Here is a 25,733-nt window from a genome sequence, read left to right as displayed (position 1 = left end):
CTGGCCGAGACTCCCGGCCTTCGCAAGTCAGTCCAGATCGTTGCGATTGGCCCTGCCCCGGTGTCGGGGCATCCGCTGAGATGGCCATGTTGTCACCGATGGGCACCGGCACCTACCAACCGCTCCCTCGACGCGGTCGACCGCGGTTCACACACACGCTGAAGGATCCCCATGTCAGAACTGCTCGGCTTCGTCGCCGCGTCCCTGGTCATCATCGTCGTGCCTGGCCCCGACCTGACCCTGCTGCTCGCCACCACGGCCCGATCGGGGCGGCGTGCAGGCATCGCGACCGCAGCGGGGATCATGCTGGGGCACGCCATATTGGCCGCGGCCGCGGTGGCCGGTCTGACCGCCCTGCTGACCGCCTCGGAAGTCGGCTACACAACCGTGCGCATCGCCGGCGCCCTGTATCTCATCTACCTCGGCGTCCAATCCCTGACCGACTTCGTCCGCCTGCGCCGAAGCAGCAACGGGGACGCTCCAGCACACCAGCACGCCCAGCCCACCCGACCTGTCACAGGACGCATCGCGCGCGTCTCCTTTCGGCAGGGCCTGGTCAGCAACCTGCTGAACCCCAAAGTGGCGGCCTTCTACCTGTCCCTCTTCCCCCAGTTCACCCTGCCGAACCTGACGACGACGGCCGCGCATGCCGTGCTCGCCGGGGTTTTCTGGTTCCTGTGCCTGCTCTGGTTCGTGCTGGTCCTTGGGCTCCTTGCCCGCGTCGAGGTTCTGCTGCGACGCCCCCGCGTCCGGCAGGGGCTTGCCGGAGTGTCGGGCGTGAGCCTGATCGGCCTAGGGGCCGCCATGGCTCTGCGTGGCTGATAACCGCTGTTGAGCTACCCGGTCGTGTGGCGGCTCAGAAGGCGGGGGGCGTCCGGTCCTGGGCCAGGCATCGGGTGAGGCTGTCCCCGGCAATGCATGTGGCTTCTTCTATGACGGGCAGAGCGCCGTCGGGGAGGCGGCCCGCTCCGAGGCCGGCACCCCGAACGATGTCTTTCATCTGGGCTCGGTAGGGGGCGCTGGCCGGGGCGGTGCTGCGACGCAGGATCTCGCGGGCGGCGTAGAAGTCCTCGGCCTTGAGGACGTCATGGACGACAGTGTCATGAAGGTTGGCTTGGGCTGTGCTGCTGGGCGGGGCCATCTCGATGACCGTCAGAGCCAGTCGCGTCCGGAACAAGCGTGTGTGCGCGGGCGCCTGGTCGAAGATGCTCTCCACGGCGGTGATCAGGGCAGAGTAGTGAGCGGCTGTAGTGCTGGCCGAAGGATCGCGTACGAGGTAGCGCAGGACATCGGCGACGACGGTTTCCCAGGAATCGGTGACGCAGGCGGAGTCGATGAGAGAGGCGGCATGGTCGGGGTCGCTGTCCGCCAGCGCGGCGATGGCGCGTGTTTGGCGGGCTTCGGTCAATCGGCTGGGTGTGTCGTCGTAGGCTGCGGCGTGTGCGGCGGCTTTGGTCCACTGGGCAGTTGATGCCAGCAGGCGGGTTCCGTCGTCGAGCATGACAAACCGCAGCCACGGGCGGATGTGCTGGCGGGTGGCGTCGTCGGTGAAGTCGGCCAGGTCGATCGTGTGGCCGTGGACGGTAGCGGGGCCGCCGTGGTGGACGGCGTGGTGCAGGGCGGTCAGCTGGTCGTAGGCGGTGTTCTTCTGTCCGGCGCGGGCGGTCAGGCGGATCAGGTTGACCAGCGGCTGGAGCGCGGCAATGGCGGTGTCTCCGGTGATGGGCTGTGCCTGCCGGAACAGTCGCAGCTGGCGCAGGCACAGGTCTTCCGCGTAGCCGGGCATGCCGCAGTCGGATGCGATCAGAGCGGACAGGTTCCAGGTGGCGCACGCGGCGTTGATCCGGTCTGAGGTTGGGAGATCGAGAGCCGACTTGGCCGCGCAGGCAGAGACTTCTTCAATCCGGGCATCGAGGCTGGGGTAGTGCAGGTGGGGGCGGCTGACCAACGGGAGCCGGGCGGTAACGGGGTGCAGGCGGGTCGGTGGGCTGGCGCTCACGGTGCGGCTCCTTCGGTCGGGTGGAGGATCGCTGTGCGGGCCGCGTGTGCCAGGACGCTTTGGGTGCTGGCGGCAAGTCCTAGCCGGTTCCAGTGAAAGATCACGTGGTAGCCGATCACGTGGCGCAGGCCACGGTCGAGGGTTCCGTCGCGGGAGGCGGCCCCGAGTGCGATGCCCGCGTTCCGGAACGCGGCCACCCATGGGGCGGCTGGCCGGAGTGTCTGGTCGGACTGGAGCAGTGGGGCGGTGGGGCTGGTGTCTGCGATCAGCAGGGGTGCGAGCTGACGGGCCAGGGTGTGGACCTTGTCGAGGTCGGTGCCGTCGGGGAGAGGGCGGTCGAGCGTGATGCGGTGCCAGACGTCTCCTTGCTCGTACCACTCCAGGGCTGCGGCGCGCATCAGGGTGGAGCACAGCAGAACTGACAGTTCACGGCGGCCGAGGGTGCCGTTGGGTGTGGTCAGGATCGCGTGGCTGTCGGCGCAGAACAGGGTGTGCGCGATGGTCATGCTGGCGGTGCCGCCGAACGCTGCTGTCTCAGGTTCGTAGGTGCCGGGCCACCAGGTGTGAATTCGGTCGGCGGATGTGAGTTCGTCCAAGACGTCGGTGACGGCGGATGGCGTCTGTGCTGCGGGTACTGAGGGCAGGATGCGCAGGCGCCAGCACGGGTGCTTGCGGATGAACCACCAGCCGGTGATCCGGCCGCTTGCTCGGGCCCGGTCCAGGACGGGGACCAGGCGGTCTGCTGCGGTCTGCTCGGCCTTGGCCCAGTCGGTGAACTGGATGTACAGCTGCTTCCATCCGGGAGGTCCTGCCTGCTGGGCGAGGGCCTGCTGTCCGGCCTGCTGGTAGACGGTGGCGGCGGCGTCCAGTTCGGTGGGCTCCAGGCCGGCGCGGGCGGCGGCCGTCTCCAGCGGGGTTCCGGAGAGGAGGTCCAGGACGGCACGGACGGTAGTGGTCAGTCGATCAGCAGGCATGTATCCCATCCGGAGGCCGGGGCAGCGTCGCGGGCTGCGGTGGTCAGGGCCAGAGCTGCGCCCGCGTCGCCGAGCAGCAGTCCGGGTTCACGTCCGCCGGTGGGTGGGGTGTGCCGGATCAGGGCGTCGGCGAGACGCGGCAGGACGGCGTGCAGGGCTGGCGTAGCGGTGTCGTGGGCCGCGCGCCAGGCCGTCTGGTAGACGCCGGCCCAGCCGTGGCACAGGCTGGTGTCGGTCAGCCGGGCCAGCTGCCGCGGGTCAGTCAGACAGCTGGCCATGGCGCCTTCGTACTCGTTTCGCCGTGCGGCGTCGCGCAGCGCAATGGCGGCGCTCTGCCCGGCGCGGGCAATGCCGGGGGTTCCGTAGCACCAGCTGGGCCGACCCGGCCCGTTCTGAGGGAGGCGGCCGTTACGCAGGTCGCCGAGTGTGAGGTGCTGGGGCCACCAGGGTCCGAGGGCGGATTCCTGTCGCCACTGGTCCAGCCAGGCGAGGACGTCATGGATCGCGGTGGCCTGGCCGTCCACAGTGATGCCGTGGCGCAGGGCGCGCGCCATCAGCAGCAGGGGGCCGCTGATGCCGTGTGCCACGCCGAGGTTGGCGTGCCCGCCGGGGAAGCCCGGGGCGTGCGTGAGGTTGGGGTCGTGGCCGACCCACCAGCCGGGCACGGTTCCGAGCTGGTCGTCGTGAACGGGGCGCGTCAGGGTGACGAGGTAGGCGAGTATGCGTTCCAGCGCGGTGCTGCCCGGGTGGCGGCGCAGTAGGTATGCGCCGATCCCGGTCAGGCCGTGGAAGACGTCGTACTCGTGGAAGGTGGGGCGTTCACCTTTGTGCGCCCGGTGGTTGGCGATGTCGACGCGACGGTGGGCGAGGACGGTGACGTGCTGGTCGACGGCTTTCAGTGCCTGGTGGTATCGGGCCGAGTTCGCGGTGGCGGCGCAGTTGAGGGTGAAGGCGAGGGCCGGTGCGCCCAGGAACAGGCCGCTGGTGTCGGAGGCGCTGACCGGGGTGAGGGTGGCGGCCTTGATCCAGGTGTGGGCCTGGTGCCAGGTGCCGCTTCCAATGTGGGCGCGTTCGATATAGAGCAGGGCCGTGCCTGCTGGGCCGCTGGACAGGGATTGTGTGAGCCACGGCTGATCGGCTCGCGGCAGGGCCGGGCGGTCCAGGGCGGCGGCGATTGCGTCGGCGGAGGTCATGACTGGCCGGTATGAGGGTGCAGGGCGCAGGCTCGGGCAAGCCGGTGCGTGATGCGCCGCTGGTCGGGATCGTCGGACAGCGCGCGCACCTGGTGCAGGTGCAGCAGAGACCGCAGTACCGCGTCCGTGTCCTGGCCGTGGGCACAGTGCCGGCGGTAGGCGGTCAGGACGGAGGCCCGGGTCCGCCAGGCTGCGGTGACGTTGTCACCGGCGGGAAGGGCGGCCAGGGCGGCGGGGTCCGTCCACGTGATGGCTTGCCGGGTCAGGGCGCGGTCCAGGGGGCCGGCTTCCTTGGGGAGGTGCTGGGTCAGCCAGTCCGCTGCCTCTTTCGATCCGCCGGTGAACCGCACTGTCAGATTGAGGATGCTGGCTGCCGTCAGCGCCTGTCCTGTGCCGGTGTCTTCGTTGGCGGCACGGATCTGTGCCACGGCGGCGGCCGTGTCGGCCGCGAACACTTCGTGTGCTGCGGCGAGTGCGGCGCCGTGACCGTAGTGGCCGGTGTGCGGTTCGTAGGCCACCAGCTCCATGCCAGTGGCCAGGTGGTGACGGGTGAGGTCGGCCGCCCAGTCGTGGGCGAAGGCTGCGGCTTGCCCGTAGGCGTCGGGGGTGGCGAGGTCCAGGTACAGCGCCAGGTGGTGGCCTGTGTCGGGGCGGTGGGCGTCGTGGTGCCGGTGGAACCACCAGCGCGGCGGTTTTGGGAACCGGGCGATCAGGTCCGGCAGGTGCGTGGTGAGGATCTGGTTGAACCGTAACGGGTGGGCGTGCAGCCGGGTGTGCAGGACAGCGGAGCGCCCCCGCGGGTGCGGCGGTATATGGAGGGCGGGCGTGGGCGTCGGGTCCGGTGCGGCGGCCTTGGTGTGGGCGAGCGGGATGAGGAGTTCGTGGGGGCGGCCGATCCAGGCCCGGTCCTGCGGCGTGGGCGTTTCGCGGACCTCGACCAGGTGGGTGCGGTCCAGGCAGGACCGTAGCAGTGCGCGGTCCAGGTCCCGGTCCAGGTCGATGGGTAACTGTTGGTCGTTCTCGACCAGGGCGAACCGGTCAGGGATGTGCAGCCGTTCCCGCCATCGGTCAAGTGCCTTGTTCCAGTGGGACATCGGTGCGGAGCGGCCCGGCAGCTCATCGGCGGACAGCAGCCAGCGGGCGGGACGCAGGATGGTCCGCTTGTACCGGACCCGGGGCAGGTACGGCAGGGGCGATGCGGCACCGAACGCGAACGACTTGTAGGCGGCCGTGCGTGAGGTGGTGATCTCTGCCAGGAACCGGGCGAGCGGCGGTGTGTGGACGGATGCTTCCAGGGCGTGAGTGACGCGGGGTTCTATGCGCTGACCGGTCGACATGCGCACCAGGTGGAACCGCTCCGGGTCGGCGGTCACCGCGAGGTCGCCCAGCGGGATGACGTCTGGGCCGGGCGTGGGGTGTTCTGCCAAGGAGATGGTGTGGGGAAGCATCTGGGGCACGCGGGCAACGTTTTCGTTGCGGCGCCGACGCGGGCTGAACGACAGCTGTGCCGGTACGGCGCCGGGGCTGGCGGTGACGTAACTCTCGCTGAGTGCGGCCTGGCCGTCGGGGGGCAGCAAGTGGGCAAACCGTCCGAGCATGCTGCTTCCGGGCCGGGGTGCGCCGGTGACGAACAGCCGGTATGCGCCGCGTCGGACCGCGTCGAGGGTGGGGGCGTGGATCTCTACGGCGATCTCGGCCCGGGGCGCGGTATGGGTGGGGTCGGTGTGCTCGGCGGTCAGCTCGGCGATGTGTGACCGGGTGAGGACGAGTTCGGAGCGGCCGGCCAGCGATGCTTCCTGCATGAGACGCAGGACCGTATCGTCCCGGCGGGTCCACTGGTAGGGCGCACGGCCGCGGTCCGATCCCAGATATCCAGCGGGGTAGCCGAGTCCGCTGTCAGCGGTCAGCTCCAAGACTGGTATGGCCGTTCCAGGCCCGTAGCGGTCGAGGAACCGCTGGTGATAGTCGCGCCACTGTGGATAGCCGTAGGGGTGCGGCGATAAACGGGCCATGACGTCGGCTGCTTCGGCTGCTTCGGCAAGCAGGGCTCGGGGAATGTGAGCCGTGGCGTCGAGAACGGCGTCGACCAGCACGGGGGTAGGAGCAATCCGGCTGACAGCGTGCATCGCCCGGACGAGATGGGAGTCCGCGGCCCAGGGAACAGCGGTATCAGGCTGGTTGATCAGGTGCTGTATCTCGGTGAGCTGTGCGGCCAGGGCGGAGACGCCGGGCAGGCCGGCTGCGTCGGCCCGGTCGAGTTCGGCGCACACGTGGCCGAGTGGATCGGCATGGGTCATGGGCGGCCACAGACTGCTGATTAGGACATGCCGGTTGACCAGATCTTGGACGAGCCGTTCGAGCTGGGTAGGACGAGCCGTGGGGAACCGGGCTGCGAGCAGGGCCAGCAGATCGCTGTAGCCGACCGGGGAGCGGGCCGCGTCCAAAACCGCGGCCACGGGCCGGGTGCGGCGGATGGACACCTCAACGGGGGCGTAGCCGCCGGTGCGTCCGGTGGTGGGCTTGCCGCCGACGACATACCGGTCTCCGCGCGGATGACCGGTGTTGTTCGAGACGACCATCAGCCGGGCGAGCAACGCCGGGTCGGCTTCCAAATGGGTGATGGCGTCGGCCAGCCAGTCGGCATCGGGACGCAGCCGCGTACGGTAGCCAGTCCCCCAGTCGATGCCCGGTTCGTCAGCCGGCCGGGCGAGGGCGACTCCTGCGAACACCCCGAACGGTGTGGGCCGGTGGTTCCAGCGCAGCAGGTATGCGCCGACGGAGCGTACGGCACTGCGGATGCGGCGGCCGTCGGTCAGGGCGCCGTCCAGGATCGCGGCGACCCGCTGGCACAGAACGGGGCTGGCGACGGCGACAGCGGCAGGCAGCGGGCCCCGCCAGACGCAGGCCAGCCACTGGCTGCCTTGGGCGGCGATGTCGTCACCGTACGGGTCGAGGTCCGGAACAGGTATCGGCTGGGCTGCGGTTGATGCCCGCAGCAGAATCGCGGGCTGCCACTGGTAGGTGCTGGGTGATCCGTGTGCCACTGGTTTCCCCCCACGGGTGGGCGCGTCTACAGGTGCTGCTGGGGCGACAGTCATGTGTTGCCGCCCCAGCAGCTGAGGGAACTGTTAGGCGGCGTCCTCGATCGAGGAGACGCAGGAGCTGGCTCCGTTGGCGCAGGTGTCGCCGCAGCCGTCGCTGGTCGGGCAGTTGAATGCGGCGAAGTGGGTCTCGCTGATGACGACCTGGACGTCGAGTTCGAACTCGTCGTCCGCGAGGTCGGCACCCGCGGGCCCGGCCATGGCGTCGAGTACGGCAACGGTCATGTGATCACTCTCCCTGTGGGTTGGGATGGTGCAGGACAACCTGGCCGCTGTCTCCGTTACGGGGCGACCGGCCAGGAGATCGAGATCCGGCGGTGGTGCTTGTCGATGATCCGGTCGCCGGAGATCCGGTCATCAGCCGTGCCCGCCGGGTAGAGGGCGATGCAGGGGGCGGGGCCGCCGCGGTGGTCTTTACCCCAGGTGCGGATGGCGTCGGCCAGCCGGTGGGCTGCGCCCTCCCCGTCGGGGCCGAAGGCGTGCACGCCGAACTCGGCGCTCTTGCGGTCATCGCTGCGGCGCACCACGACGTAGGCGAAGTTCGGGCCGTCGACCGCGACCAGCGAGAAGTTCAGGTTGGTGGGGCCGACCTTGCCGGTGTCCCGGTCCGGGTCGATGTACATGTTGCAGTAGCCGGGGACCATCGTCGCCACGTACATCTGAAGCGTGCCGATGGGTTCGTTGCTGGCGACGGTGACGCCGGTCCAGGTCTCGACGCGGGGGGTGTCCAGAGCGCCGATCAGCAGCTGCGGGTCGACGGGCACGCCGTCGTCGAAACGGAGCGTCACGCCTTCGTCGCCGGGCAGGGTGAACTGCTGGGCGTTGTGAGCACCGTCGCCCCGCATCGCGACGAACCCGCACACGTGGGCGCTGGCAGCCGTCAGCTGACCGTCGCGCTTGACGAACGCGTAGGTGCGGGTCAGCCCGTTGATACGCAGCGGTACCACGAGCCGACCGCCTTCTTTCAGCTGGTCGGTCCACGCGGGCGGGATGTCCCAGGCGCCGACGGTCACCACGATCGCGTCGTAGGGGGCGTGGTCGGGGAAGCCGTACTCGCCGTCGGCGACGACCACACTGACGTTCGTGTATCCGGTCATGGCCAGGAACCGGCGGGCGCGGTCGGCGGGTGCCGGGTCGACGTCGACGGTGGTGACCCGCCCGGCGGGTCCGGTCAGCTCGGCGATGTAGGCGGCGTTCGGGCCGTTGGTGCCGATCTCCAGAACGTGGTCGCCCGGCTCGATCCCGGCTTGTTCCAGCTGCATGGCCTGGATCTGCGGGGCGGACACCGAGCTGGTGTGAATGCCTTCGGCGTCTTCCTGGGTGACCACGGCGTTGTAGGTGCTGTAGGCGTCCTCGAGAGAGGCCTCGGGGACGGCCAGGTGTCGGGGCACCTTACGCATGGCGGCCTCGATACTGGGCGAGGCGATCCAGCCGCCTTCCTTCAGCTGGTCCACGACCGCGTTGCGCAGCTCGGTCGCGCGGTTCTCGTCGGGCAGTTCTGCCATGTGGCGGGTCTCCTCGTGGTGCGTGTACGTGAAACCGTGATGATGTCGATGTCCCCTTGGCCGCGCTACGCGGTCCTCTGGCCAAGGTTGAGAATCAGCCTCCCGCCGTCGGGCGGTCTGTCGTGCGCCTGCTGTTGTCTTGTGGGGCTGACGAGGCCGTATGGAAGCCAGGAATCTGTTTGCGTATCTCGCCCGCCCGGGTGACGTCTGTCCCTGCTTGCTCGGCCTGGCCGGGGTAATCCGCGCCGGGGAGCCTGTGGATGGCCATCATGCGGCGCTCGCCACGAGCACGGAGCGCGCCTGGTCGTCGTGGGACTCCTCGGTCTCCGGCTCTCGGCGGTGGCGCTGGCGCAGGGCCTCGTAGGCGGTGGCGTGCGCTGGCAGGCCGACGCTGGCCCGTCGTGCGTCGAGGTGCTCGGGGTCCTGTGTCGGCAGCATCTGTATGCCGGCGGGATGGCGGACGTGCTGTGTCCCGAAGACTTGCGGCTGTGAGGCGTTGACGGCGCACCGGTCGAGGAGGTGTGCCCACTGCTGGATCTTCGCCTCGCCCTCTTCGACGGCGGTGGCCAGGAGACCGAGCGCGAGCTGTTGGAGGTGGGGGTCGTGGTCGGCGTGCAGGGCGAGGTGCCAGGCCGCCTCGGCGCCGTCCTCGCCGACCAGGCTTGTGCCGGGCCAGCCCTGGTCGGTGAGGATCCGCCGCAGCACCTGGGCGTCGGCGTGGTCGACGTGCCGTTCCATGTCGATCTCGGTCGGGCTCAGCAGCCCTCGGACGAGGAGCACGCGGTGTGCCCGCGCCCTTTCGGCACGTTCGAGAAGTGTCCGAGCGAGGTCGAGCCGCTGCGGTTGCGTGGTCATGGTCAGACTCCGAACTGGAAAGCATCGGCAGGGCGGGGCGCGGCGGGGTCTTGGCAGGAGCACGGCTTCAGGACGAGAGCGGCGGCTCCGGTTTGAAGGCAAGTCCGGCGAGCGCGCCTGCCTCGTGGGGGGCGAGAGCGGCGTGCGGGTGACCGGGGTGCCAGTGGTTGGTGGGTACGAGTCCCGGCGACTCCAGGGGCCAGTCTCCGAACAGCGCCTCGATGAGGGCGGGATCACGCGGCTTGTAGGTGATTCCCACCGCGCGGAACGCCTTGGTGAACCGGCTCATGCGGTTCTCGCCGAGGTCCGCGGCATGGGTGATGGACACGGCGCTGCCTGGTGGCAGTTGCTCCCTGAGCACGGCCATCGATCTCTTCACGATCCTGTCGATGCCAATCCAGGGCAGGACGTCGTGCACCAGCACCGCGATCGGGCGACTCCAGTCGAGCAGGTGCTGCACCCGGCCCGAGGTGAGGAACCGACGCATGTACCGGATGTCGCCCTGGACGCACTGCGGCTTCATCGAGTGCTCTGACAGCACCGCGCGGCTGAAGCCAAAGAGGGTGCGGTCGTGGTCTACGTAGACCACGCGCGCCGTGTCGTGGTGCCGGGCCACGATGGCGTGGAGCGGGTCATGTAGGGGGTTGTCGATGGGCCGGAAGTCGGTGGCGGTCGGCAGGCCGGACCCCAGGTCGAGGAACTGGTCGATGCCGAGGGCGGTGAGGTTGCTGACCACGGCCGGCAGGTGCGTGCGATTGACGACAGCAGCTGTGGACAGGGCCTCGGCGTCGGCCGGCGTTAGCGAGCGGAGGAATGCTCTGTCGGCCATGTAGCTGTCCCCACGGCGGCCGAGGAACAGGTCGTAGATCCGTGCCACGCTGGGAGCCACGGGGAGCGCGGGCAGCGGTGTGACGGGGATCCGCGGGTCGTCGCGGGTCTGCTCGGCCACGTACGCCCGCACGCCGGCATCGTGGTATCCCCACATCCGAGCCCGGTGTCCGGGTTCCGCACTGAAGGTACGAAGGCCCCACCGGATGGTGCGCGGCGCGTCGATCGCTTCGCCACAACTGGTGCCGTCCCTCAGGTCGGGGAACCCGGGCTTGCCCTCCAGGGCCAGCAGGGCGAGCAGAGCCTGGCTCCAGCCGGTCACGGTGACCTCTCCCGCCACCCGCTGGCCGCCCAGTGGAACGGCCAGGCAGGTGTCGGCCACGCCGTCCCTGCCCAGCTCGATCTCCACGGCCTGGTCCAGGAGCGTCGGATCCGCCAGCCGCCCTGCCACCACGGCGCGTTCCTGCTCGCACCGAGAGGAAACGTGAGGCCGGGTCTGGGGCTGGGCGTGTGTGCCGTTCTGGGCGGCAGGGGTCATCGCAGCCACGAGGTCACCTGGCCCGCGGTGAGGATCCGGTACTGCCATGCGAGAGTGACGATGTGAGCGCGGTTGCGGGCCCCCAGGCCCCGCGTCAGCGCGCGGCCGTCCCGGCTGACGAGGCCCTGCGGCCGTTTCAGTTCCTCAGCCATCTGTGCGACCGTCATCCCCATCGCGATGAGCGGCACAAGGTCCCGCTGCTCCTCAGGCAGGGTCAGCGTGTCCGGGTCCAGCAGTGTCGGCAGGGTGATGGCTTTGGTGACGTAGCCGACCGCGACCGCGGCGGCGTTCTCACTGACTCCGTGCAGCCGCCGTTTGGCATTCAGCAGGTAGGCCGAGGCCGTGCCGTCGCGGATGTCCAGGGCCTGCGCGACCTCGGTCAGCGGGAGGCCTTTGGCCAGGCCTTCCACGACCTGGCGTTCCCTGGGCGAGAGGCGGACTCTCGCGACGGTCGTGGTCACTTCTGCACTCCTTGACGTGTGTGGGTGATCTGCTGGCACAGCAGCGCGAATCGCAGGTTCTCGACAGCCACGAGCTGCTGTATGGCGGGGGGCAGTTGCCGTTGGCTGCCAGGTCGGCGATGGACGGCGGAGGCACGCTGATTCCGATGCTCACGCCCGTTGGTGTGACGGTGCTCGGCGGCCAGAACGTAGGGGCGGGCAAGGGCGAGACGGCTGCCGTCGATTGGGGCATGCCGGGCGAGGACGTGCGGCGGCAGAGGCCGACGGGCATAGGCAGGCGCTGCCGGGATTACGGGGAGCACGGTCGGCGGTGAGGGCGTGAACAGCCACCCCCGGACGCGTGTGCGAGTCGCATGCGCCGTACGACGTAGACCAGGGGCTAACCAGATGTACAGGCAGGCGATAAGGTCACGCATTGCGTTGTCAGTTCCTTCGAACGGGTTCACAGGTGACGCACTGCCTCGGCGGCCGGTGCAACGGCGGTCGGGGCTTCACTTGTTGTGCGTCTCATGGGCGGCGCGCGAGGTATGGACGTGACAAGTCGCCCAGGGGCGCGGGCTGGGCCTGCGGGTGGACGGCGCGTACCTGGGCCGCGTATTCCGCGAGGGTGCCGAGACCGACAGTCGCGCGTCACTGCGAGCATCGAGATCCTCCCTCAACGATCGCGAGGGAACACCAGGTCATCGTGCCGTCAGGGCTGACCCCCCACTCCTTTGCTAGCGCGGCAACGAGTAGCAACCCACGGCCGTTCTCGGCAGTTTCACCCGACTCACGGAGCTGAGCCGCAGTCGGGTTACCGTCAGTGACCTCGATGCGCAGCTCACCCTCGGAACTCATCACTCTGAGCCCGACTGAACAGCCTTGGCCATGTCGCACGGCATTGGTCACCAGCTCCGAAACAGCAAGCGTGGCCGCTTCACTGAGCGTCGAAAGGTCCCAGAGGCGCAGGTGCGCCGACGTTATCCGCCGCATCTGCCCAACCCGGAAGTCAGCCGGGAGGAAGTCAACCTCGAAGCCTCGCGCAGCCGAGCTATCTGGTGCCGATGTGGTGAGGGCGAGGGCTGGCACCGTTCCTGCCGCTAACGCTCTTGCGGGCATAGCTCATCCCCTTGGGAGCAGGTGACGGCACGTCAAGATCCCTGCTACGTCACCGGATTGGAACGCTCAGTGAGAGCAGGCCTAGCATGCTCTCGCCTTCCATGAGAACGCAAGCCTTGCGAATCACTTCCATGCGTTCGAACTAGGTTGAGTCGCGGCGTGCTGGTCGCTCACACTCACGGGTACTACCGAGGGACCGAAGGGACAGCACCGTGTCGGACAAGCGACAACATCCTCCGACCGTCAGACTTCGGCGGTTGGCCGCCGAGCTGCGCCGTCTCCGCTCAGCGGCAGGGCTGACACGAGAGGACGTCGCCGAGAAGAAGGGGATCAACGAGGCAACGCTGTACCGCATCGAAAAGGCACGCGCCCGGCCACAGAAGCGGACACTGCTCGCGCTGCTGGACCTCTACGAGGCGACTGACGTGCAGCGGGTGGACCTCCTGGCTGTCCAGAGCGGTTCCAACGACCAGGGGTGGTTGCGGCCGTATCACTCGGAGTTGCCGGAGGAATACACTGCTTATATCGGTTTCGAGGTCGAGGCCCGCACGGTGCGTAACTACGAGTCACTGTTCATCCCAGGTCTTGCCCAGACCGAGCCTTACGCCCGCGCGGTGATCAAAGGCGTGTTGCCCACGGCCAGCCAGAAGGAGGTGGAGCAACGAGTCCAGGCGCGCATGGAACGACAGTCGTTGCTCACCAAGGAGCACCCGCTACAGCTCTGGGCAATCGTTGACGAAGCTGCCATCCGGCGCGTGGTCGGCGGTCGCAAGGTGATGCAAGAGCAGGCGCGGCACTTGCTTCAGCTCATGGAGGAGCCGCATGTCACATTTCAGGTGATCCCCTTCGACAAAGGGGCTCATGCGGGCATGCCCGGCAGCTTCGTGCACATGGATTTCCCGGACCCTGCCGATCCGGAGTTGGTCTACGTGGACACACCAGCCGGGGACCTCTTCCTGGAGTCCGAGGCGGAGATCCGGCGCTACAAGTCGATGTTCGAGCACTTGCAAGCCGTGGCGGTAGGGCCGAATGAAAGTGCTGACCTGCTGACTAAGGTTACCGAGACGAAGGACTGAGAGGAGGTGTTTGGAGTGCAGTACGACCTCTCCGAGGCTGTGTGGCAGAAGAGTAGTTACAGCAGTGGTAACGGTCAGTGCGTCGAAGTCGCCGACGGTTTCATCGGCATCGTGCCCGTTCGTGACAGCAAGACCCCCGAAGCCCCCTGCCTCGTGTTCGAGGCAGACGCGTGGACCTCGTTCATGAGGACGGTGAAGGCCGGCGAACTCCCCTCAGTCTGAGGAGACCACCCAGCCTTGAGTCAAGCCCGCGACGGGAGCTCCTGGCCCGCAGAGGATCAGGGGCTCCCGTGTCTCCCGAGCTACGAACGTCACAGAGCGTGATCAGACCATCTAGCTCGGATCGGCAGACGGCCCCAGTTGGAGGCTCCCCACCTAGTTCACCTACCTGTAGCGGCGCGTGGGAGCCAGCCACGTCACTTCCATCGACACCACCGCGCTGTCATCTCCATCGCCTGGGTCATCCGGGGCGGGGGCCTGCCGTACCTGCTCGATCTGCCGCTCTATGCCGCGCAGGTTCTCCTGAAGGTCCATGGTCACCACGCCGTCCACGGTGACCTTCAGTGGATCGGCGAGGAGCTTAGCGCGCCGCTCGCCCAGTACTTCGAGCGCGACCGCACGTACCGAGCGCAGCCGGAAGAAGCGGCGTTCCAGGTCGGCGGGGTCGGTGTCGGGGACGAGCTGGGCGAGGAGCCAGGACCGCTGGAACTCGTCCACCAGGTTCACATCCCTCAACATGAGGCACGGCCCGGAGCCAGACGGGGGATGCTGGCTCCGAGCCGTGCACGCGAGCGTATTACGCGGTGGACGTGCGTGTCCGCCGTGACACCGATTTCTTCGCGCCTCCCCCGCCGGCCTCGTCCTCTCCCGGGTTGGGCTCCGCGCCGCCCGCGGTCGGATCCGGCTCGCCGACCGCGATCGGCTCCGGCCCAGGGCCACCGACGAGCGGGGTGTCCCAGGCTTCCGGGTTCGTGACCAGGGCTGCGATCTCCGGCGCCGGGCACTCGCCGGGCAGCAGGATCAGGTCCTCGTGGGTCGCCGGGTCCTTCACGTACACGGCGGCGACCACTCGGCGCACTGCCATCAGAGCACCTTCGCGACGATGTGGGCGTCCGGGGTGTGCATGACCGGCATGCCGACCGCGGCGCCCTTGGTCCAGATCTGCACCGGGTCATCCTGCACACCACGGGTGATGATCAGGCCAGGGGCGTCCTCCCGCACGATCTCCGGGTTGGAGCCGCGGGAGAGGACCAGGGCCTCGGCGGTCACGCCGAGCATGGTCTGTGCCCACTTCTCCCGTTCCGGCGGCACCAGGATCCACAGGTCCTCCGGCAGCACCTTGCGGGGCTTGCCGTCCACCCGCACCTGCGCCTTGTAGAACGTCACCGGCGGCAGGCCGTAGTTGCCGCGCACCACGTTGATCTGCTGCGGGGTCAGCGTGGCCGTCGGCGTCGTCGACGGGTTCACGCTGCCGTAGTACGCCGCCCGGTAGGCGTTGTTCGCGGCGAAGAAGCTGAACGCCTTCCGGCTGGTGAGCACCAGCTCCGGTTCCGGGGCGCCGATGTCGTCCAGGTGCTGGATCCACCGCAGCTCGTCCGCGATCGGGTCCGACGCCGGATCCGACCACGGGCGCGCGGCCACCGGCATGTTCTCCGCGGGGACGTTCCAGTCCACCTCCAGGGTGAGCCCGTTCTCCTGCACCAGCGAGAACTTCCCGTCCGCGAGGACGTCGCCGGCGGCCAGCTCCAGTCGGGAACGGATGGCCTCCACGTGCCGCTCGACGTCGTCGTACAGCAGCTCGATCAACCGGTCCTGCTCCGCACCACGGGAGGCCTCCAGCAAGATCTGCTCCTGCTCCCCCACCACGAGCTTCTGCCCGAGCGCGGGCAGTGCGCCCTCACGGGACGTCTGCCACGCCTCACGCGTCGCGAACGGCACGCTGGCGTCGAACGCCCGGTACTTCGCCACGTTCACGTACCGGCCGGAGTCCTTCACCCGCCACTTGACCTCCGGCAACACCATCGTCGGGAAGATCGACTGAGTGAGCAGGAAGTCGGCCGGGCTCGGAATCGCCCGCGCGAACGCCGTCAGGTCGACGGCCTGGACGTCCTTCAACAGGTCCTGAATCGTCACAGCTCAGACCCCCTGTTCACACGAAGCGGACCTGTGCACCACGCGGGTGCCAGGTCAGCTGCGACAGATCGATGCCGCCCGGGACCTTCGACGCACGCACCGCGCCGTGCCACAGCAGGGCGGCCGGCACCCGCGTCTGCCCCGGCGCGAACGGCACCTCGGCGAACACGAAGCCGCGCAGCACCTGGCGGCCGCACGACGCTTCCGGGTCGTAGGGGCCGTACAGCTTCGACTCGGCGACCTTGCCCACCGGCACCCCGGAGAAGACCCGGCCGTACGGCTCGCAGCCGTCCCCGCACTGGTAGTGGACGCCCTCGGTGAACAGGTTCAGGTCGAGGGTGATGGTGTCGGTGGAGTCGGTGCCGTGCAGAGCGGCCAGCCACTCACGGTTGGCGGTCAGGTGCTCGGAAGTGGAAACGGGCTGAATGCTCATGGTGTTGTCTTCCTGGACGTTGCGGTCAGCTGTCCGCGCACCGGCCCTCCTTGGGCGGTGCTGTCCACGAAGTCGAGGGGGCGTGGTCCCCACAGCATGAAGCGCCCGCAGGTCAGCGAGCGTCACCGGATTCGGTCACCAGGCCGCGACGGCGGGCCATCTCCAGCCCGGCCGCGCCCGGCCTCGGCGGCGGCGCCGTCCGTGTCGGGGCGCGCCCGGCCGGGGCCCCGGCCGGAGCCGCCGGCACCGGGGGAGTGCGGATCTCACCGAACAGCTCCGGACGCCGGGCCCGCAGCGCCTCGGCAGCCGCCTGGATCTGCGTCTCGTCCGCGTCAGCATCAGAGATCAGCAGACGCTCCGCGTCCGTCAGGTCCTCACCCGACGCACCCAGCGCCACCAGAGCCCCGCGGCGCAGCGCCGCCCGCTCCCGCTCAGCCGCCAGCTCCTCACGCCGGACGGCCTGCAACTCCCGGTCGGCAGCGGCCTGCTCGCGTCGCTCCACGTCGGTCAGCGCAGCCTGCTCGGCCTCACGCTGCGCGGTCACGAACTCCGCCAGCGCCTTGGGGGTGTCGAAGCCCAGCGTGGCCAACAGGCGTTTGATCGCGGCGCGTTCACCCTGCGCCTTCTCCCGCGTGAGCAGCTTGCCCAGACGGTCCTGGGTGACCGTCACCTGCGGCTCCGGACTGTCGTCTCCGGCATCGCCGAGCTGGTCGTTCGCCTCGTCCTCCGAGGAGGCACCGAGAATCGGGTAGATCGGCCGACCGTCACGGCGAAAGCCGACAGGGTGACGGGCGGGCAGGGGCCGGACCATGCAACTCCTCCAGTGCGCGCCCCCGCGCTACCGGTCAGTGTAGCCACCGGCGCCGACAACGCCGCTGATGGCACTGGACAGCTAACATCCAGGCCCCTTGAGAGTGAATGTCGACCGAGAGTACTTGCCCAGTCGCATCCAGTCGTGTATTGCAATCCCGCCGCCCGTTAAGTCATACTGCACGCACCTTGGCTGATCGACAGCCATGTGTGACGGGGGCAACTGATGCATCCAAGAATGCACATATCCGCGCCGCAGATTTGAGCCTTGATCATCTGCGGCTCCCTTGACGTCTGTCGCCAAACAGAACCGTCGGCACACCGAGTGGACCTCTACTTGCTGGCCTTTGGGAGCACGTTGGCGCTGGCAACAGCGCACGTTCTTACCTGAATCTTCGCCGTGGTGTCCCTTTCTCCGAACCTTCCGGGACGTAGGACACGGCGAAGCCACGAGAGGCCATCGACGTGCACTCCATTCTGGACTCGATCAACCCCAAGCACATTCTCGGGGCACTCCGTATCCTCCCGTTGATCATCGTTGTGGTCCTCCTTGCGCCTGCCTGGCTGTCCTGGGTCTTCCTCCCCGAGAGTCGGCAGAAGAGGGTCATCGACCTCGTCAAGCAGTTGATCGAATGGACGAAGGCGACGCGGGAGGATGGGCCCACTCGGTGAAGCTTCCTGATTGCCTCAGCCGTCGACTGCCTCGGACACTAATCCCGTGTCCCGGACGGTCGACCCCTCACCCGTCTCGCCGAGATCGCTCTCCGTCCGACTCTCCACGCCCCGCTGTCACCTTCGTGGCCCGCACGCCGGCTTCCCTCCCGACCACGGACCATGTCGGTACGCGTCGACATGATCCGAGCGCACTCAAGACGAGCCACGCCCATCACGGTTGATTACGCCGCGACTTCCCCCACCCCAGCGTGCCGGACGGCCCTCTTCGCATCCATCTCGACAGACACCCGGTCCTTGCCTTCCGCCTTCGCGTATTCCGTCACCTTCGCCTGAAAGTCCGCAGCAGCATCGAACCAGGGCTTCCATGCCTCGACGCTGTAGGGCACGTCCTTGACGGTCGCGTTGGCCTCGACGGCAGCCCGCTGCGCATTGATCAGGTCATCGAACGAAATAGCGGTCACGTCGGCGCATCCTACGTCGGGAGCGACAAGATCCAGCCACGACCTTGCGCTCGTGACCCTCCGATCGGTCGCCGTCTCACTCCGACGACGCGACCTGGGCTACGCAACCTGTCCGGTATCGCCACGAACCTGATCATTGCTTCCGGCACCGCCAGGATCGCGCCCAGCCGCGGTCTCCGCGATCCGCATCGCGGCATCCTGCTCGGCCTTCGCCCGGATCCGAGCCACCTCCTGCGATGCGTCCTCAACCGGGTAGCCCGCATCGAGCAGCATCTGCACCGCCGTCTCCAGGGACATCACACCGGCTCCGTATGCGGTGACGACCTCGTCCAGGACCGCGGCCCGGTCCGTCGGCGTGTGCGGAGCCCACGCCAGCCGCGCCGGGAACGACTCCCCGCCCGGCCAGCCCTGCGCGCGACCGGCCTGATACAGGCGCTGCACGAACTTCAGCAGCAACCGGTACTTGTGCTCGCGGGCCAGCCGCATCGACCCCACCAGCGCATCCAACGGCGCCAGCGCCAGCTGGAACGCGTACCCCGACGGCACCTCCGAAGCATCCAGCGTGCCCAAACCGGCCGCGGTGATCCGCGAGTTCGCCGCGATCCGGTCCAGCAGGTGCTCCACGCGGGCCCGCAGCTCCGCCAGCTGCGGCGACGTATCCAGCGCGTCCATGCGTCCGCTGTCGCCGAGCTGCCACACCGCGCCGGCCTCCACCTTCAGCTTTTCCGGCTGGCCCGTCGTCCGGTTCACCGGCAGCCGCGCCCCCGCCAGGCCAATGATCGGCGTGCCCGTCGTCGCGCTCGCGGCCGAGCTGTCCGAGTCCGTCGCGGCCAGTTCATCCAGGCTCTGGAGCACGCGGGCCAGGGCGGAGCGCCCCCAGTGTTCCCCGCCCTCCGGGATCGTGTTCGTAACGTGGATGACCGGCAGGAAGTCGATCATCAGGTCCAGCCGGTTCAGCTCCGTGCCGTCCGAGCGCACCCGGAACGCAGCCTTGTCCATCGGCAGCCGGTCCAGGGTCTCGCCGCGCTTGAGGTCCTCCAGCAGCCACTCCGCATCCGTCAGGTAGCACGTCACGTTCGTGACCCGGCCCGGCTCCCACGGATAGGTCCGCGTGGCACCCCCGTCCTCGGAGATCAGGCCCAGCTCGTAGGTCACCCGGCGCACCCGCGCCTTCAGCCCGGCGTCCTCGTTCTCCGGCAGCTCCCAGGCCAGATGCACCCGCGTGGGGAAGTCCTGGTCCTGGTCGTCGTCCCACTGTGGGAAGTAGAACCCCGGGTCGTATACGCGCAACGTCGGCCGCTGCTTGTCCGGACTCCACGCCAGTACGTACACGCTGTCGCCCAGCAGAACCGCCGTACGCTCTGCCTGCTGGACCCGCAGCGTCAGCAGCTCCTTCCCCGCCCACTGCCGCAGCCGCTCCTGCACGGCCGCGGCCTCCGTCGCGCCCGGCTCCGGCGAGTCCTCATCCGCGTGTTCGGCTCCGGCCACCGCGATCTCCTGGTCCGACCCGAGCAGATAGCCGAGCGCCGTGTCGACCAGGTTCGCGGCGTCACCCAGTTCGCGCCGCTCCAGCGCAGCGTCGTCTCCCGCGGCTGCCGCGAGCTGCCCGGCCTGGTTGTTGTCGTACGACGCGAGCACCTTGTACGCCGCCAGCCGCCGCATCTCGTGCGGCGGCAGCCACGAGGCCGCCAGCTCCGGGAACGCTCGGCTCGACGGGCGGCTGGCATCCGCCATCACCGGCTTGTAGTTCAGCCATGACCAAGCGTCGATCACGAATTGGCGCAGACCCATCGGGCGCAGTTCCTCCGTCATCAGCCCCACGCCGAAAGATCAGGGTAGCCATAGATCCCGCCATACTCACGCCCCGCCTACAGCCGATGGTCAGAGGCCCCGCTTGGCATCAGAAAGAGCAGCAGCGGCGCTCTTGATCTCCTCAGCTGCCGTACTGAGCTTTCCGGGAAGGGCAACAAGCCTCGACAGCTCCTTTGGATCCGGCAGGCCTTGCAGGCTCTGACCTGCCTTCAGTAGCAGGCCAGCATTGTCCTGAAGGTGCCCGAGCCCCTCGCTGGCCCGATACAGCATCAAGGCCGTGTCCTCCGACACCCCGGGGCCGCGCCCTCGCAGTCCCTCTATGTCTGCCTTGAGGATCTTCATCAAGGCGGCAAGGTCAGGAATCTGTCGGGCGACCTCGCCCAGGATCGGGGTGATCCGCTCGACGTATGCCTTCTGAGCCTCCTGGATCATCACGGCCAGCCGCGCTTCCGTGAGCCCACTCAGCCCTGCCAACACCGCCTGTCCATCAGCCTCGCGGGCAACCTTCCACCCTTCCAGGAGCTCCACGGTGTACCTCTCACCTCCCGCACCATCGATCCGTTTGTGGTGCACGTTGCACAGGAGCAGCAAGTTGGCGAAGCTGTTGCGCTCCTCCACGCTCCACGAGGCGTCGTACCGCTTCCCGTCCGACTTGAGTGCTCGGATATGTGCGATATCCAGGTTGAGTACTGGTTTCCCGTCGATCATGCGGACAGTTGGTGCCCCGCACTGTGGTGCGTAACACCCCCCACGCGCCAGGGTCATCAACGCAGCGATGGTGGCGTTGGTGTACTTCCGACGCAGATCATCGGCCATTGCCATCCTCCTCGTCCAACCGACATTTCTGACTCGCACCGTAAGCGGCGTCACTGACAACTCCCCGTAGAATCCGTTGAGTTCACTGTGAAATCCGGCCATTACCGACGGCTCGCCAGTCGCTGGTCATCCCCACCCCGCGGCGGCGGCATCGTCGGATCGAGGAACAGGTCCCACAACGCCCAGACCGCCGAGTCCAGCAGGTCAGGCGAGTCCTCTGTCTCACCCTGGCCGACGAACGTCGTCATCTGTTCCTCCAGCTCCGCGAATAGCCGCGCCGAGCCGACGTGATGCACACGCGCCTGCTCGTACAGCTGCGCCGCCGGGGCCGCCCGCGCCCGCTTCCCGCGCGTGGCGTGAACGATCCGCCAGTTCACCGTCGGATCCACCTGCTCCAGCAGTGCGGGCAGGTAGTCGCCGCCGTTGTTCACCTCGATGACCACGCAGTCCGCCCGGTGCTCGTGGTACAGCTTCGCCGCCCGCTTCATCGCCTGGGTGGGGGTGTGCCGGTCCTGCTCGCAGTGCAACAGGTACCCGCGGGGCCGGCCGTCGCCGAACATCGTCTCCATGGGGAAGCCGCGCCCGGCCACGGTGAAGGCCGTCATGTCCGCGTTCTCGTGGCTCTTGGTCGCCGGGTCGACCGCGACGACCACCCGCTGAAGGTCCGGCAGGTGCTCGGGACGGGGCCTGAAGCCCTCGACCTCCAGCATCCAGCCCTTCCACAGCGCCCCTTCGACGTCCTCCAGCAGCTCACCCGACAGCTCCTGTCGGCCGAGACGGGTGCCGGCGTACTCCTCCTCCAGCTCCGCCCGCGCCGCCGCCGACAGGTTGGCGTCGTTCTCCCGCATGTGGCCGCGCGTGAGCACCACGCGGGGCGCCTCCCCGCCTTCCCGGTGTGCCTTCTCCTGCGTCCGGCCCCGCTCGACGAGCCGCTTCACATGAGGGAGCGGCTTGGGCGTCGTGGAGATGACGACCTGGGGGGTGTCCGCCTCGCGCAGGCAGAACCAGAGCATGTCGTACACCTCCTGCGCGGTGTGCCTCGACCAGGCCGCGTACTCGTCGCACCAGGCCTTGTCGAACGCCCAGCCACGCAGGTTGTCCGGCGTCTCCGCACCGAAGCCGCGTATCAGCGTGCCGTTCTTCAGCCGCAGCGTCGTCTCGCCCAGCGACGAGTTGTACTTGGCTACGTCCTCCGGCGGGATCACCGACAGCAGGCCGGACTTCGGGGAGTCGAAGCAGATGTCCCGCACCAGGGTGGCGTTCTTCGCCACCACGGCGATCTGCAACCCGGGCACCTTCGCCCACTCGCGCACCGTCTCCGCCGCGGTGCGGCTCTTGCCCCAGCCACGGCCGGTGAGCAGCATCCACACCGTCCACAGCCACGACGGCTGCCGCTGCGCCGCGCGGGCATGGTGGTGACGCCATCCCTCATGCGGGAGGCCGTCACAGCCCGGGACGTCGCACGCCCAGCGTCGTGCCGACAGCTCATCGGCTCGAAGCAGCTTGGCGACCTCGGCCTTCAGCTGCTCCACGCTCATCATGGCTGGATCAGCGAAGCTCTCGATCATCCGGCGCTTCGCCCTGCCACGGCTCATTGCGCATCCTCCGACAACCGGCGCTCCAGTTCCCGGCGCAGCTGCTCCATCCGGGCCCGCCTGTCCTCGTCGGTGAGAGCAGCCACGTCAGCACCCTGTTCATCCACAGCCACAGCGGTCATGCCCGGGATCTCGCCGACGGCTCGCCGCTCGATCTCGGCCGCGACCTGGAAGTACCGCAGCAGATCAGACGGAGACAGCTCACGCGGATCGAGGGCCTGGAGCCGTGCCACGGCCTTGCCCAGGAACGCCTGCGCCAACTTGGCATGCCGACGGGCGATGTCGCGCCGGGCCTGCTGCTGCTCCGCGAGGAACAGCCGGTCCTGCTCGCGGTCGTACGCAGTCGCCCGCATCACCCACGCGTACTGCCGCGACCAGCGGAAGAGCAGCGTCGTGCTTTTACCCAACTCCCGCGCAACCTTCGCCACACTCCGCGCCGCCCCTAGATCACGGTAGGCAGCGAACGCCTCGAACGCCTGGACCGACTCCCCGCTCTGCCGCTCCCAGGCCTCCACGGTGCCCTCGGCCACCGCTCACCTCCTGGCCGACGGCCGACTAGTTGCTCTGTGCGGCCAGGACTTCCAGCGCCCGCCACGGCTCGTCGGCCGGCACCGTGCCGTCCTGCACCATCCGGTCGATGGCCGCCCGCACGACGGCCGCAGTCTCCACCGGCACCTCCCGCACACCGAACACCGTCTCCAGCGGCGCCGTCCCCGCCCGGATCGCTTCCCCAGAGCCCGCGTCGAACCAGCCCTCGGCCAGCTCACCCACGTGCCGCTCGAAGACCGACAGGATCACGCCGAGCGCCGTCGCACTGTTGCCGATCTTGTAGGCGGCCCGTGAGGTCTCCAGCGCATCGAGGACCGGCTCGTACTGCTCCAGGCCGGCCACCCACCGCTGATCCGCCGAAGCCGTCGACCGCGCGGCGTCGAAGGCGGCCTCCGCCCGCTCCAGCTCGTCGGGCAGGAACATCAGCTGCACGCTGGCGAAGTCGAGGTTGGCCTCGCCGAGGCTGGCGACGTCGACCTTCTCCAGCAGATCCAGGGTCTTGTCGTCCAGGCCCGTGTACTGGCGCCACTCCACCGACTCCAGCTCGTCGTACAGCTCCTTCAGGATCGCCGGGTCGTCCTGGCCCGCGATCGCGTTGTGCGAGAGCTGGAGCGCGATCTGCCGCTGGCGCGGTAGCGGCTCGTCTATCTGCATCCACCAGATCTGGGGCAGGCCGGCCTCGATCGCGGCCAGGGTGCGGTGGTTGCCGGACAGCACGATCAGCCGCCCGCTGCCGGCGTCGTTCCACACCAGCGGCGTGGACGTCAGATGTCCGTCCCGCTGGATGTTCGCCACCAGCTGGCGGAACTGCTCGTGCGGCAGGTAGCGCGCGTTCACGTCCAGCAGCGTCAGTGTGCGTGGGTCGCCCTGCACCATCTGCGGCGGGGCAAGCTGGCTGGTCTCGTCCATGGTCAGACTCCCGTCTGCGTCGTGGTCCGGGCGCCCCACCGCGTCGCCCACATCTCAAAGGCGTCAGCGAGCGTGTGCCCGCCCATGGCCCCCTGGTACTGGAGCTGGAACTTCCAGCCGTCCTCGTTCGACGGCCCGCGTTTGGTCAGCCTCAGCAGCCCGCGGTACTTCATCGACACCGGGTTGTTGCTGAACGCCGTCGTCGACACCGCCCGGATCCGGCGCGAGAACGCCCGCTGGCACAGCAACTGCGCCTCGGAGCTGGTGGCCGCGAGCACGATCAGCTTCGACAGACGCGGGTAGTCCGTCGGCGCGACCGCGAAGTCGGACAGCAGATACGCCTCGTCCGGGGTGTAGCTGCTGGGCGCCATCGCGAAGACGCCGAGGATCTTCCCGGTGCCGTCCTTGACCGCGACGGCCAGGTTCGCGGCGCCGGGCGCGATCCGCGGGTTGAGGTACCGGGACCGCAGCGCGTTGAACTGACCTGGCTTGAGCAGGGCGAGCGCCAGCGGCCCGATCAGTTCGTCACTCGCACGCAGGCGCGGGGCCTTGACCGGTTCGATCGGCTGGCGGGGAGCGACGATCCGCGTCGGCGCGACCGAGGCGTACACGTAGAAGGGAGCGGCGCGCGGGGTTGCCTTGATCACGCCGCGCAGGTACGGGTGCAGCTCGGGCACATCGTGATTGGAGGCGGTCAGCCAGTACGGCCGGTCCGTGATCGCACCAAGCACCCCGACCACATCCGCGTCGGACAGCGGCTCGTACTCGGGGGCGTCCCAGTCGAAGTGCGTGTTCAGCGGCTCGTACAGCTTCTCGTACCCGCCGCCGTAGAAGGGAGGAAAGCTGCACACGGGAGCGTCGCGGGGCACCTTCTGGAGCCAGGAGCGCACGTCCTCTACCTCGTAGGAGGCCAGTTCGACATCGGAGGCAGCCAGCCGCTCGACCGTCTCGGCGTGCTTGGCGTTCCACTGGTCCCGGTAGGAGCGCACGACGCGTTCGTGCCAGAGCCCGTCGCGGCCGACGCTCGCCAGGAACCGGGTGCCGAGCATCATCGTCGCCACCGTGCCCACACCGTCGTCCAACGAGTCGGCCAGCCAGTGAAGTTCGTCCCGGCTCTCGTCGCGCAGACGGATGCCGACCGGCTGTCGGGTGAGCCAACGGCCGACGGCACTGGTGTAGATCGACACGTCCGAGGAGTGCAGCTCGAAGCCCATGCCGGCCACGCTGCGCTCGATGGTGAAGTTGCCGCAGCACGGCACGTACACCGGCCCGCGTGGCCAACTGGCCGCGGTCTCCCGGACGATGGCACGCATCGGGGCGGGGATGGTGCCCTGGAACATCTCTCCTCCTGCATGAAACAGCGCCCGGACCGACGGGGTGCCGGTCCGGGCGCTGTACAGAACCTGACCCCAAGCAGTGAGTCTCCTTGGAATCATGTCACCTATCTTCGGTGAGTGGTTGGGCAGCTCACATCAAGGTGCCCTGCTCGTAGTGGTCGGCAATCGGGGACAGCTCCCGTACGTCGTCGCCGGTGGTGTCCTTCCACCAGGCGGCGAAGATCCTGCGGTGACACCACAGCTTCGGGTCGGCCAGGTCCTCGAAGCAGAGCAGGACCAGCCGGTGATCCTGCTCCGCGTTCACGATCTCCCGCAGCCGCTCCGCAACCCGCGCCGGGCCGAGCTGGTCGAGGTCGGCCCGGTAGGCGGCCGTGAACTCCAGCAGGGGCCTGGTGAAGTACTCCCGCCGCGGTGCGAGCTCGCGCACCGCATGCGTCAGGGAATACGGGAGCTTGAATCGTGGGGCGCCCAGGGTGATGCGTACCGGCACACCTTGCGCCGGCTGGAATTGTTGGTACCGGTTGGTGAAAAGGGTGAGCAATTCGCGTCCTCTCGTGGGGTGCACATCATGCGTC

Annotated in this window: 27 protein-coding genes; 4 read left to right on the top strand and 23 right to left on the bottom strand. The window is 68.5% G+C overall.

Features of this window, described 5'->3' with window-relative positions; genetic code table 11:
- Nucleotides 1-171: 171 nt before the first annotated feature.
- Complete coding sequence (locus BIV25_RS13260) at nt 172-822, top strand: LysE family translocator (RefSeq protein ID WP_079176612.1); 651 nt, start codon at nt 172-174, stop codon at nt 820-822.
- Nucleotides 823-856: 34 nt separating this feature from the next.
- Here the strand turns inward: BIV25_RS13260 and BIV25_RS13255 are convergent, their stop codons facing one another.
- The 9 genes from BIV25_RS13255 to BIV25_RS13215 form a co-directional block, all read right to left on the bottom strand.
- Nucleotides 857-1,999, bottom strand: a complete 1,143-nt coding sequence (locus tag BIV25_RS13255; protein WP_071372478.1) for a hypothetical protein — start codon at nt 1,997-1,999, stop codon at nt 857-859.
- Nucleotides 1,996-2,973, bottom strand: a complete 978-nt coding sequence (locus BIV25_RS13250; RefSeq protein ID WP_071372477.1) for a thiopeptide-type bacteriocin biosynthesis protein — start codon at nt 2,971-2,973, stop codon at nt 1,996-1,998. Before BIV25_RS13250 ends, BIV25_RS13255 begins: the two co-directional genes overlap by 4 nt.
- Nucleotides 2,955-4,166, bottom strand: a complete 1,212-nt coding sequence (locus BIV25_RS13245) for a lanthionine synthetase C family protein (RefSeq protein ID WP_071372476.1) — start codon at nt 4,164-4,166, stop codon at nt 2,955-2,957. The genes BIV25_RS13250 and BIV25_RS13245 overlap by 19 nt, the downstream gene beginning before the upstream one ends.
- Nucleotides 4,163-7,210, bottom strand: coding sequence for a lantibiotic dehydratase (locus tag BIV25_RS13240; RefSeq protein WP_071372475.1), 3,048 nt, complete (start codon nt 7,208-7,210; stop codon nt 4,163-4,165). The genes BIV25_RS13245 and BIV25_RS13240 overlap by 4 nt, the downstream gene beginning before the upstream one ends.
- 84 nt (nt 7,211-7,294) lie before the next feature.
- A complete protein-coding gene (locus tag BIV25_RS13235) occupies nt 7,295-7,492 on the bottom strand; it encodes an FxLD family lanthipeptide (protein WP_071372474.1) in 198 nt (65 codons plus the stop codon).
- A 56-nt stretch (nt 7,493-7,548) separates the two neighbouring features.
- Nucleotides 7,549-8,772, bottom strand: a complete 1,224-nt coding sequence (gene fxlM, locus BIV25_RS13230; protein WP_071372473.1) for a methyltransferase, FxLD system — start codon at nt 8,770-8,772, stop codon at nt 7,549-7,551.
- A gap of 267 nt (nt 8,773-9,039) precedes the next feature.
- On the bottom strand, nt 9,040-9,627 hold the full coding sequence (locus BIV25_RS13225) for a DUF6624 domain-containing protein (protein WP_071372472.1): 588 nt from the start codon (nt 9,625-9,627) through the stop codon (nt 9,040-9,042).
- Between the two features lie 67 nt (nt 9,628-9,694).
- Nucleotides 9,695-10,909: a DUF6302 family protein gene (locus tag BIV25_RS13220; RefSeq protein WP_071372471.1), complete on the bottom strand. Its 1,215-nt coding sequence runs from the start codon at nt 10,907-10,909 to the stop codon at nt 9,695-9,697.
- 80 nt (nt 10,910-10,989) lie between these two features.
- Nucleotides 10,990-11,454, bottom strand: a complete 465-nt coding sequence (locus BIV25_RS13215; protein WP_071372470.1) for a LuxR C-terminal-related transcriptional regulator — start codon at nt 11,452-11,454, stop codon at nt 10,990-10,992.
- Between the two features lie 20 nt (nt 11,455-11,474).
- On the opposite strand from BIV25_RS13215, the gene BIV25_RS13210 reads away from it, so the two are divergent.
- Nucleotides 11,475-11,768 (top strand): hypothetical protein, encoded by a 294-nt coding sequence (locus BIV25_RS13210; RefSeq protein ID WP_071372469.1) that lies wholly within the window; start codon nt 11,475-11,477, stop codon nt 11,766-11,768.
- A 316-nt stretch (nt 11,769-12,084) separates the two neighbouring features.
- Here BIV25_RS13210 and BIV25_RS46835 read toward each other — a convergent pair whose 3' ends face one another.
- Entirely contained in the window at nt 12,085-12,426 is a 342-nt protein-coding gene (locus tag BIV25_RS46835; protein WP_256255799.1) for an ATP-binding protein, read from the bottom strand.
- Between the two features lie 383 nt (nt 12,427-12,809).
- Between BIV25_RS46835 and BIV25_RS13205 the strand changes: the two genes are divergently transcribed.
- Both BIV25_RS13205 and BIV25_RS13200 read left to right on the top strand, forming a co-directional pair.
- On the top strand, nt 12,810-13,628 hold the full coding sequence (locus tag BIV25_RS13205; protein WP_256255787.1) for a helix-turn-helix transcriptional regulator: 819 nt from the start codon (nt 12,810-12,812) through the stop codon (nt 13,626-13,628).
- A gap of 15 nt (nt 13,629-13,643) precedes the next feature.
- Nucleotides 13,644-13,850 carry a DUF397 domain-containing protein gene (locus BIV25_RS13200; RefSeq protein WP_071372467.1) on the top strand — a complete coding sequence of 69 codons (207 nt, stop codon included), beginning with the start codon at nt 13,644-13,646 and terminating at the stop codon, nt 13,848-13,850.
- A 162-nt stretch (nt 13,851-14,012) separates the two neighbouring features.
- Here BIV25_RS13200 and BIV25_RS13195 read toward each other — a convergent pair whose 3' ends face one another.
- The 13 genes from BIV25_RS13195 to BIV25_RS50975 all read right to left on the bottom strand — a co-directional run bounded on the left by BIV25_RS13195 (nt 14,013) and on the right by BIV25_RS50975 (nt 25,585).
- On the bottom strand, nt 14,013-14,354 hold the full coding sequence (locus BIV25_RS13195) for a hypothetical protein (protein ID WP_256255786.1): 342 nt from the start codon (nt 14,352-14,354) through the stop codon (nt 14,013-14,015).
- Nucleotides 14,355-14,424: 70 nt separating this feature from the next.
- The gene (locus BIV25_RS13190) at nt 14,425-14,712 is read right to left on the bottom strand and encodes a hypothetical protein (RefSeq protein WP_143076622.1); all 288 of its coding nucleotides are present in this window, start codon (nt 14,710-14,712) and stop codon (nt 14,425-14,427) included.
- On the bottom strand, nt 14,712-15,761 hold the full coding sequence (locus BIV25_RS13185) for a major capsid protein (RefSeq protein WP_071372465.1): 1,050 nt from the start codon (nt 15,759-15,761) through the stop codon (nt 14,712-14,714). Before BIV25_RS13185 ends, BIV25_RS13190 begins: the two co-directional genes overlap by 1 nt.
- Nucleotides 15,762-15,777: 16 nt before the next feature.
- Complete coding sequence (locus BIV25_RS13180; RefSeq protein ID WP_071372464.1) at nt 15,778-16,194, bottom strand: K structural protein; 417 nt, start codon at nt 16,192-16,194, stop codon at nt 15,778-15,780.
- A gap of 112 nt (nt 16,195-16,306) precedes the next feature.
- Nucleotides 16,307-17,005: a hypothetical protein gene (locus tag BIV25_RS13175; RefSeq protein WP_071372463.1), complete on the bottom strand. Its 699-nt coding sequence runs from the start codon at nt 17,003-17,005 to the stop codon at nt 16,307-16,309.
- An 895-nt stretch (nt 17,006-17,900) separates the two neighbouring features.
- Entirely contained in the window at nt 17,901-18,140 is a 240-nt protein-coding gene (locus BIV25_RS13165) for a hypothetical protein (RefSeq protein ID WP_071372461.1), read from the bottom strand.
- Nucleotides 18,141-18,239: 99 nt separating this feature from the next.
- A complete protein-coding gene (locus tag BIV25_RS13160) occupies nt 18,240-19,961 on the bottom strand; it encodes a hypothetical protein (RefSeq protein WP_071372460.1) in 1,722 nt (573 codons plus the stop codon).
- Between the two features lie 60 nt (nt 19,962-20,021).
- A complete protein-coding gene (locus tag BIV25_RS13155) occupies nt 20,022-20,768 on the bottom strand; it encodes a hypothetical protein (protein ID WP_071372459.1) in 747 nt (248 codons plus the stop codon).
- Between the two features lie 101 nt (nt 20,769-20,869).
- Nucleotides 20,870-22,363, bottom strand: coding sequence for a terminase large subunit domain-containing protein (locus tag BIV25_RS13150; protein WP_079176608.1), 1,494 nt, complete (start codon nt 22,361-22,363; stop codon nt 20,870-20,872).
- A complete protein-coding gene (locus BIV25_RS13145; RefSeq protein WP_071372458.1) occupies nt 22,360-22,893 on the bottom strand; it encodes a hypothetical protein in 534 nt (177 codons plus the stop codon). Before BIV25_RS13145 ends, BIV25_RS13150 begins: the two co-directional genes overlap by 4 nt.
- Before the next feature lie 25 nt (nt 22,894-22,918).
- Nucleotides 22,919-23,821, bottom strand: a complete 903-nt coding sequence (locus tag BIV25_RS13140) for a ParB/Srx family N-terminal domain-containing protein (RefSeq protein ID WP_071372631.1) — start codon at nt 23,819-23,821, stop codon at nt 22,919-22,921.
- 2 nt (nt 23,822-23,823) lie between these two features.
- Nucleotides 23,824-25,161, bottom strand: a complete 1,338-nt coding sequence (locus BIV25_RS13135; protein WP_071372457.1) for a hypothetical protein — start codon at nt 25,159-25,161, stop codon at nt 23,824-23,826.
- A gap of 127 nt (nt 25,162-25,288) precedes the next feature.
- Entirely contained in the window at nt 25,289-25,585 is a 297-nt protein-coding gene (locus tag BIV25_RS50975) for a DUF488 family protein (RefSeq protein ID WP_177235255.1), read from the bottom strand.
- Nucleotides 25,586-25,733: the final 148 nt, after the last annotated feature.

Source organism: Streptomyces sp. MUSC 14, from assembly GCF_001866675.1.
In the GTDB taxonomy this organism is placed as follows: domain Bacteria; phylum Actinomycetota; class Actinomycetes; order Streptomycetales; family Streptomycetaceae; genus Streptomyces.
Note: the sequence above shows the minus strand (reverse complement) of the source record. Positions and strands in the feature narration are given on the sequence as shown.

Excerpts from the sequence above, each read along its gene's own strand:
- BIV25_RS13260 (WP_079176612.1), top strand. The coding sequence starts at position 172 with ATGTCAGAACTGCTCGGCTTCGTCGCCGCGTCCCTGGTCATCATCGTC.
- BIV25_RS13250 (WP_071372477.1), bottom strand. The coding sequence starts at position 2,973 with ATGCCTGCTGATCGACTGACCACTACCGTCCGTGCCGTCCTGGACCTC.
- BIV25_RS13245 (WP_071372476.1), bottom strand. The coding sequence starts at position 4,166 with ATGACCTCCGCCGACGCAATCGCCGCCGCCCTGGACCGCCCGGCCCTG.
- BIV25_RS13235 (WP_071372474.1), bottom strand. The coding sequence starts at position 7,492 with ATGACCGTTGCCGTACTCGACGCCATGGCCGGGCCCGCGGGTGCCGAC.
- fxlM (WP_071372473.1), bottom strand. The coding sequence starts at position 8,772 with ATGGCAGAACTGCCCGACGAGAACCGCGCGACCGAGCTGCGCAACGCG.
- BIV25_RS13225 (WP_071372472.1), bottom strand. The coding sequence starts at position 9,627 with ATGACCACGCAACCGCAGCGGCTCGACCTCGCTCGGACACTTCTCGAA.
- BIV25_RS46835 (WP_256255799.1), bottom strand. The coding sequence starts at position 12,426 with ATGCGGCGGATAACGTCGGCGCACCTGCGCCTCTGGGACCTTTCGACG.
- BIV25_RS13190 (WP_143076622.1), bottom strand. The coding sequence starts at position 14,712 with ATGGCAGTGCGCCGAGTGGTCGCCGCCGTGTACGTGAAGGACCCGGCG.
- BIV25_RS13180 (WP_071372464.1), bottom strand. The coding sequence starts at position 16,194 with ATGAGCATTCAGCCCGTTTCCACTTCCGAGCACCTGACCGCCAACCGT.
- BIV25_RS13175 (WP_071372463.1), bottom strand. The coding sequence starts at position 17,005 with ATGGTCCGGCCCCTGCCCGCCCGTCACCCTGTCGGCTTTCGCCGTGAC.
- BIV25_RS13155 (WP_071372459.1), bottom strand. The coding sequence starts at position 20,768 with ATGGCCGATGATCTGCGTCGGAAGTACACCAACGCCACCATCGCTGCG.
- BIV25_RS13150 (WP_079176608.1), bottom strand. The coding sequence starts at position 22,363 with ATGAGCCGTGGCAGGGCGAAGCGCCGGATGATCGAGAGCTTCGCTGAT.
- BIV25_RS13140 (WP_071372631.1), bottom strand. The coding sequence starts at position 23,821 with ATGGACGAGACCAGCCAGCTTGCCCCGCCGCAGATGGTGCAGGGCGAC.
- BIV25_RS13135 (WP_071372457.1), bottom strand. The coding sequence starts at position 25,161 with ATGTTCCAGGGCACCATCCCCGCCCCGATGCGTGCCATCGTCCGGGAG.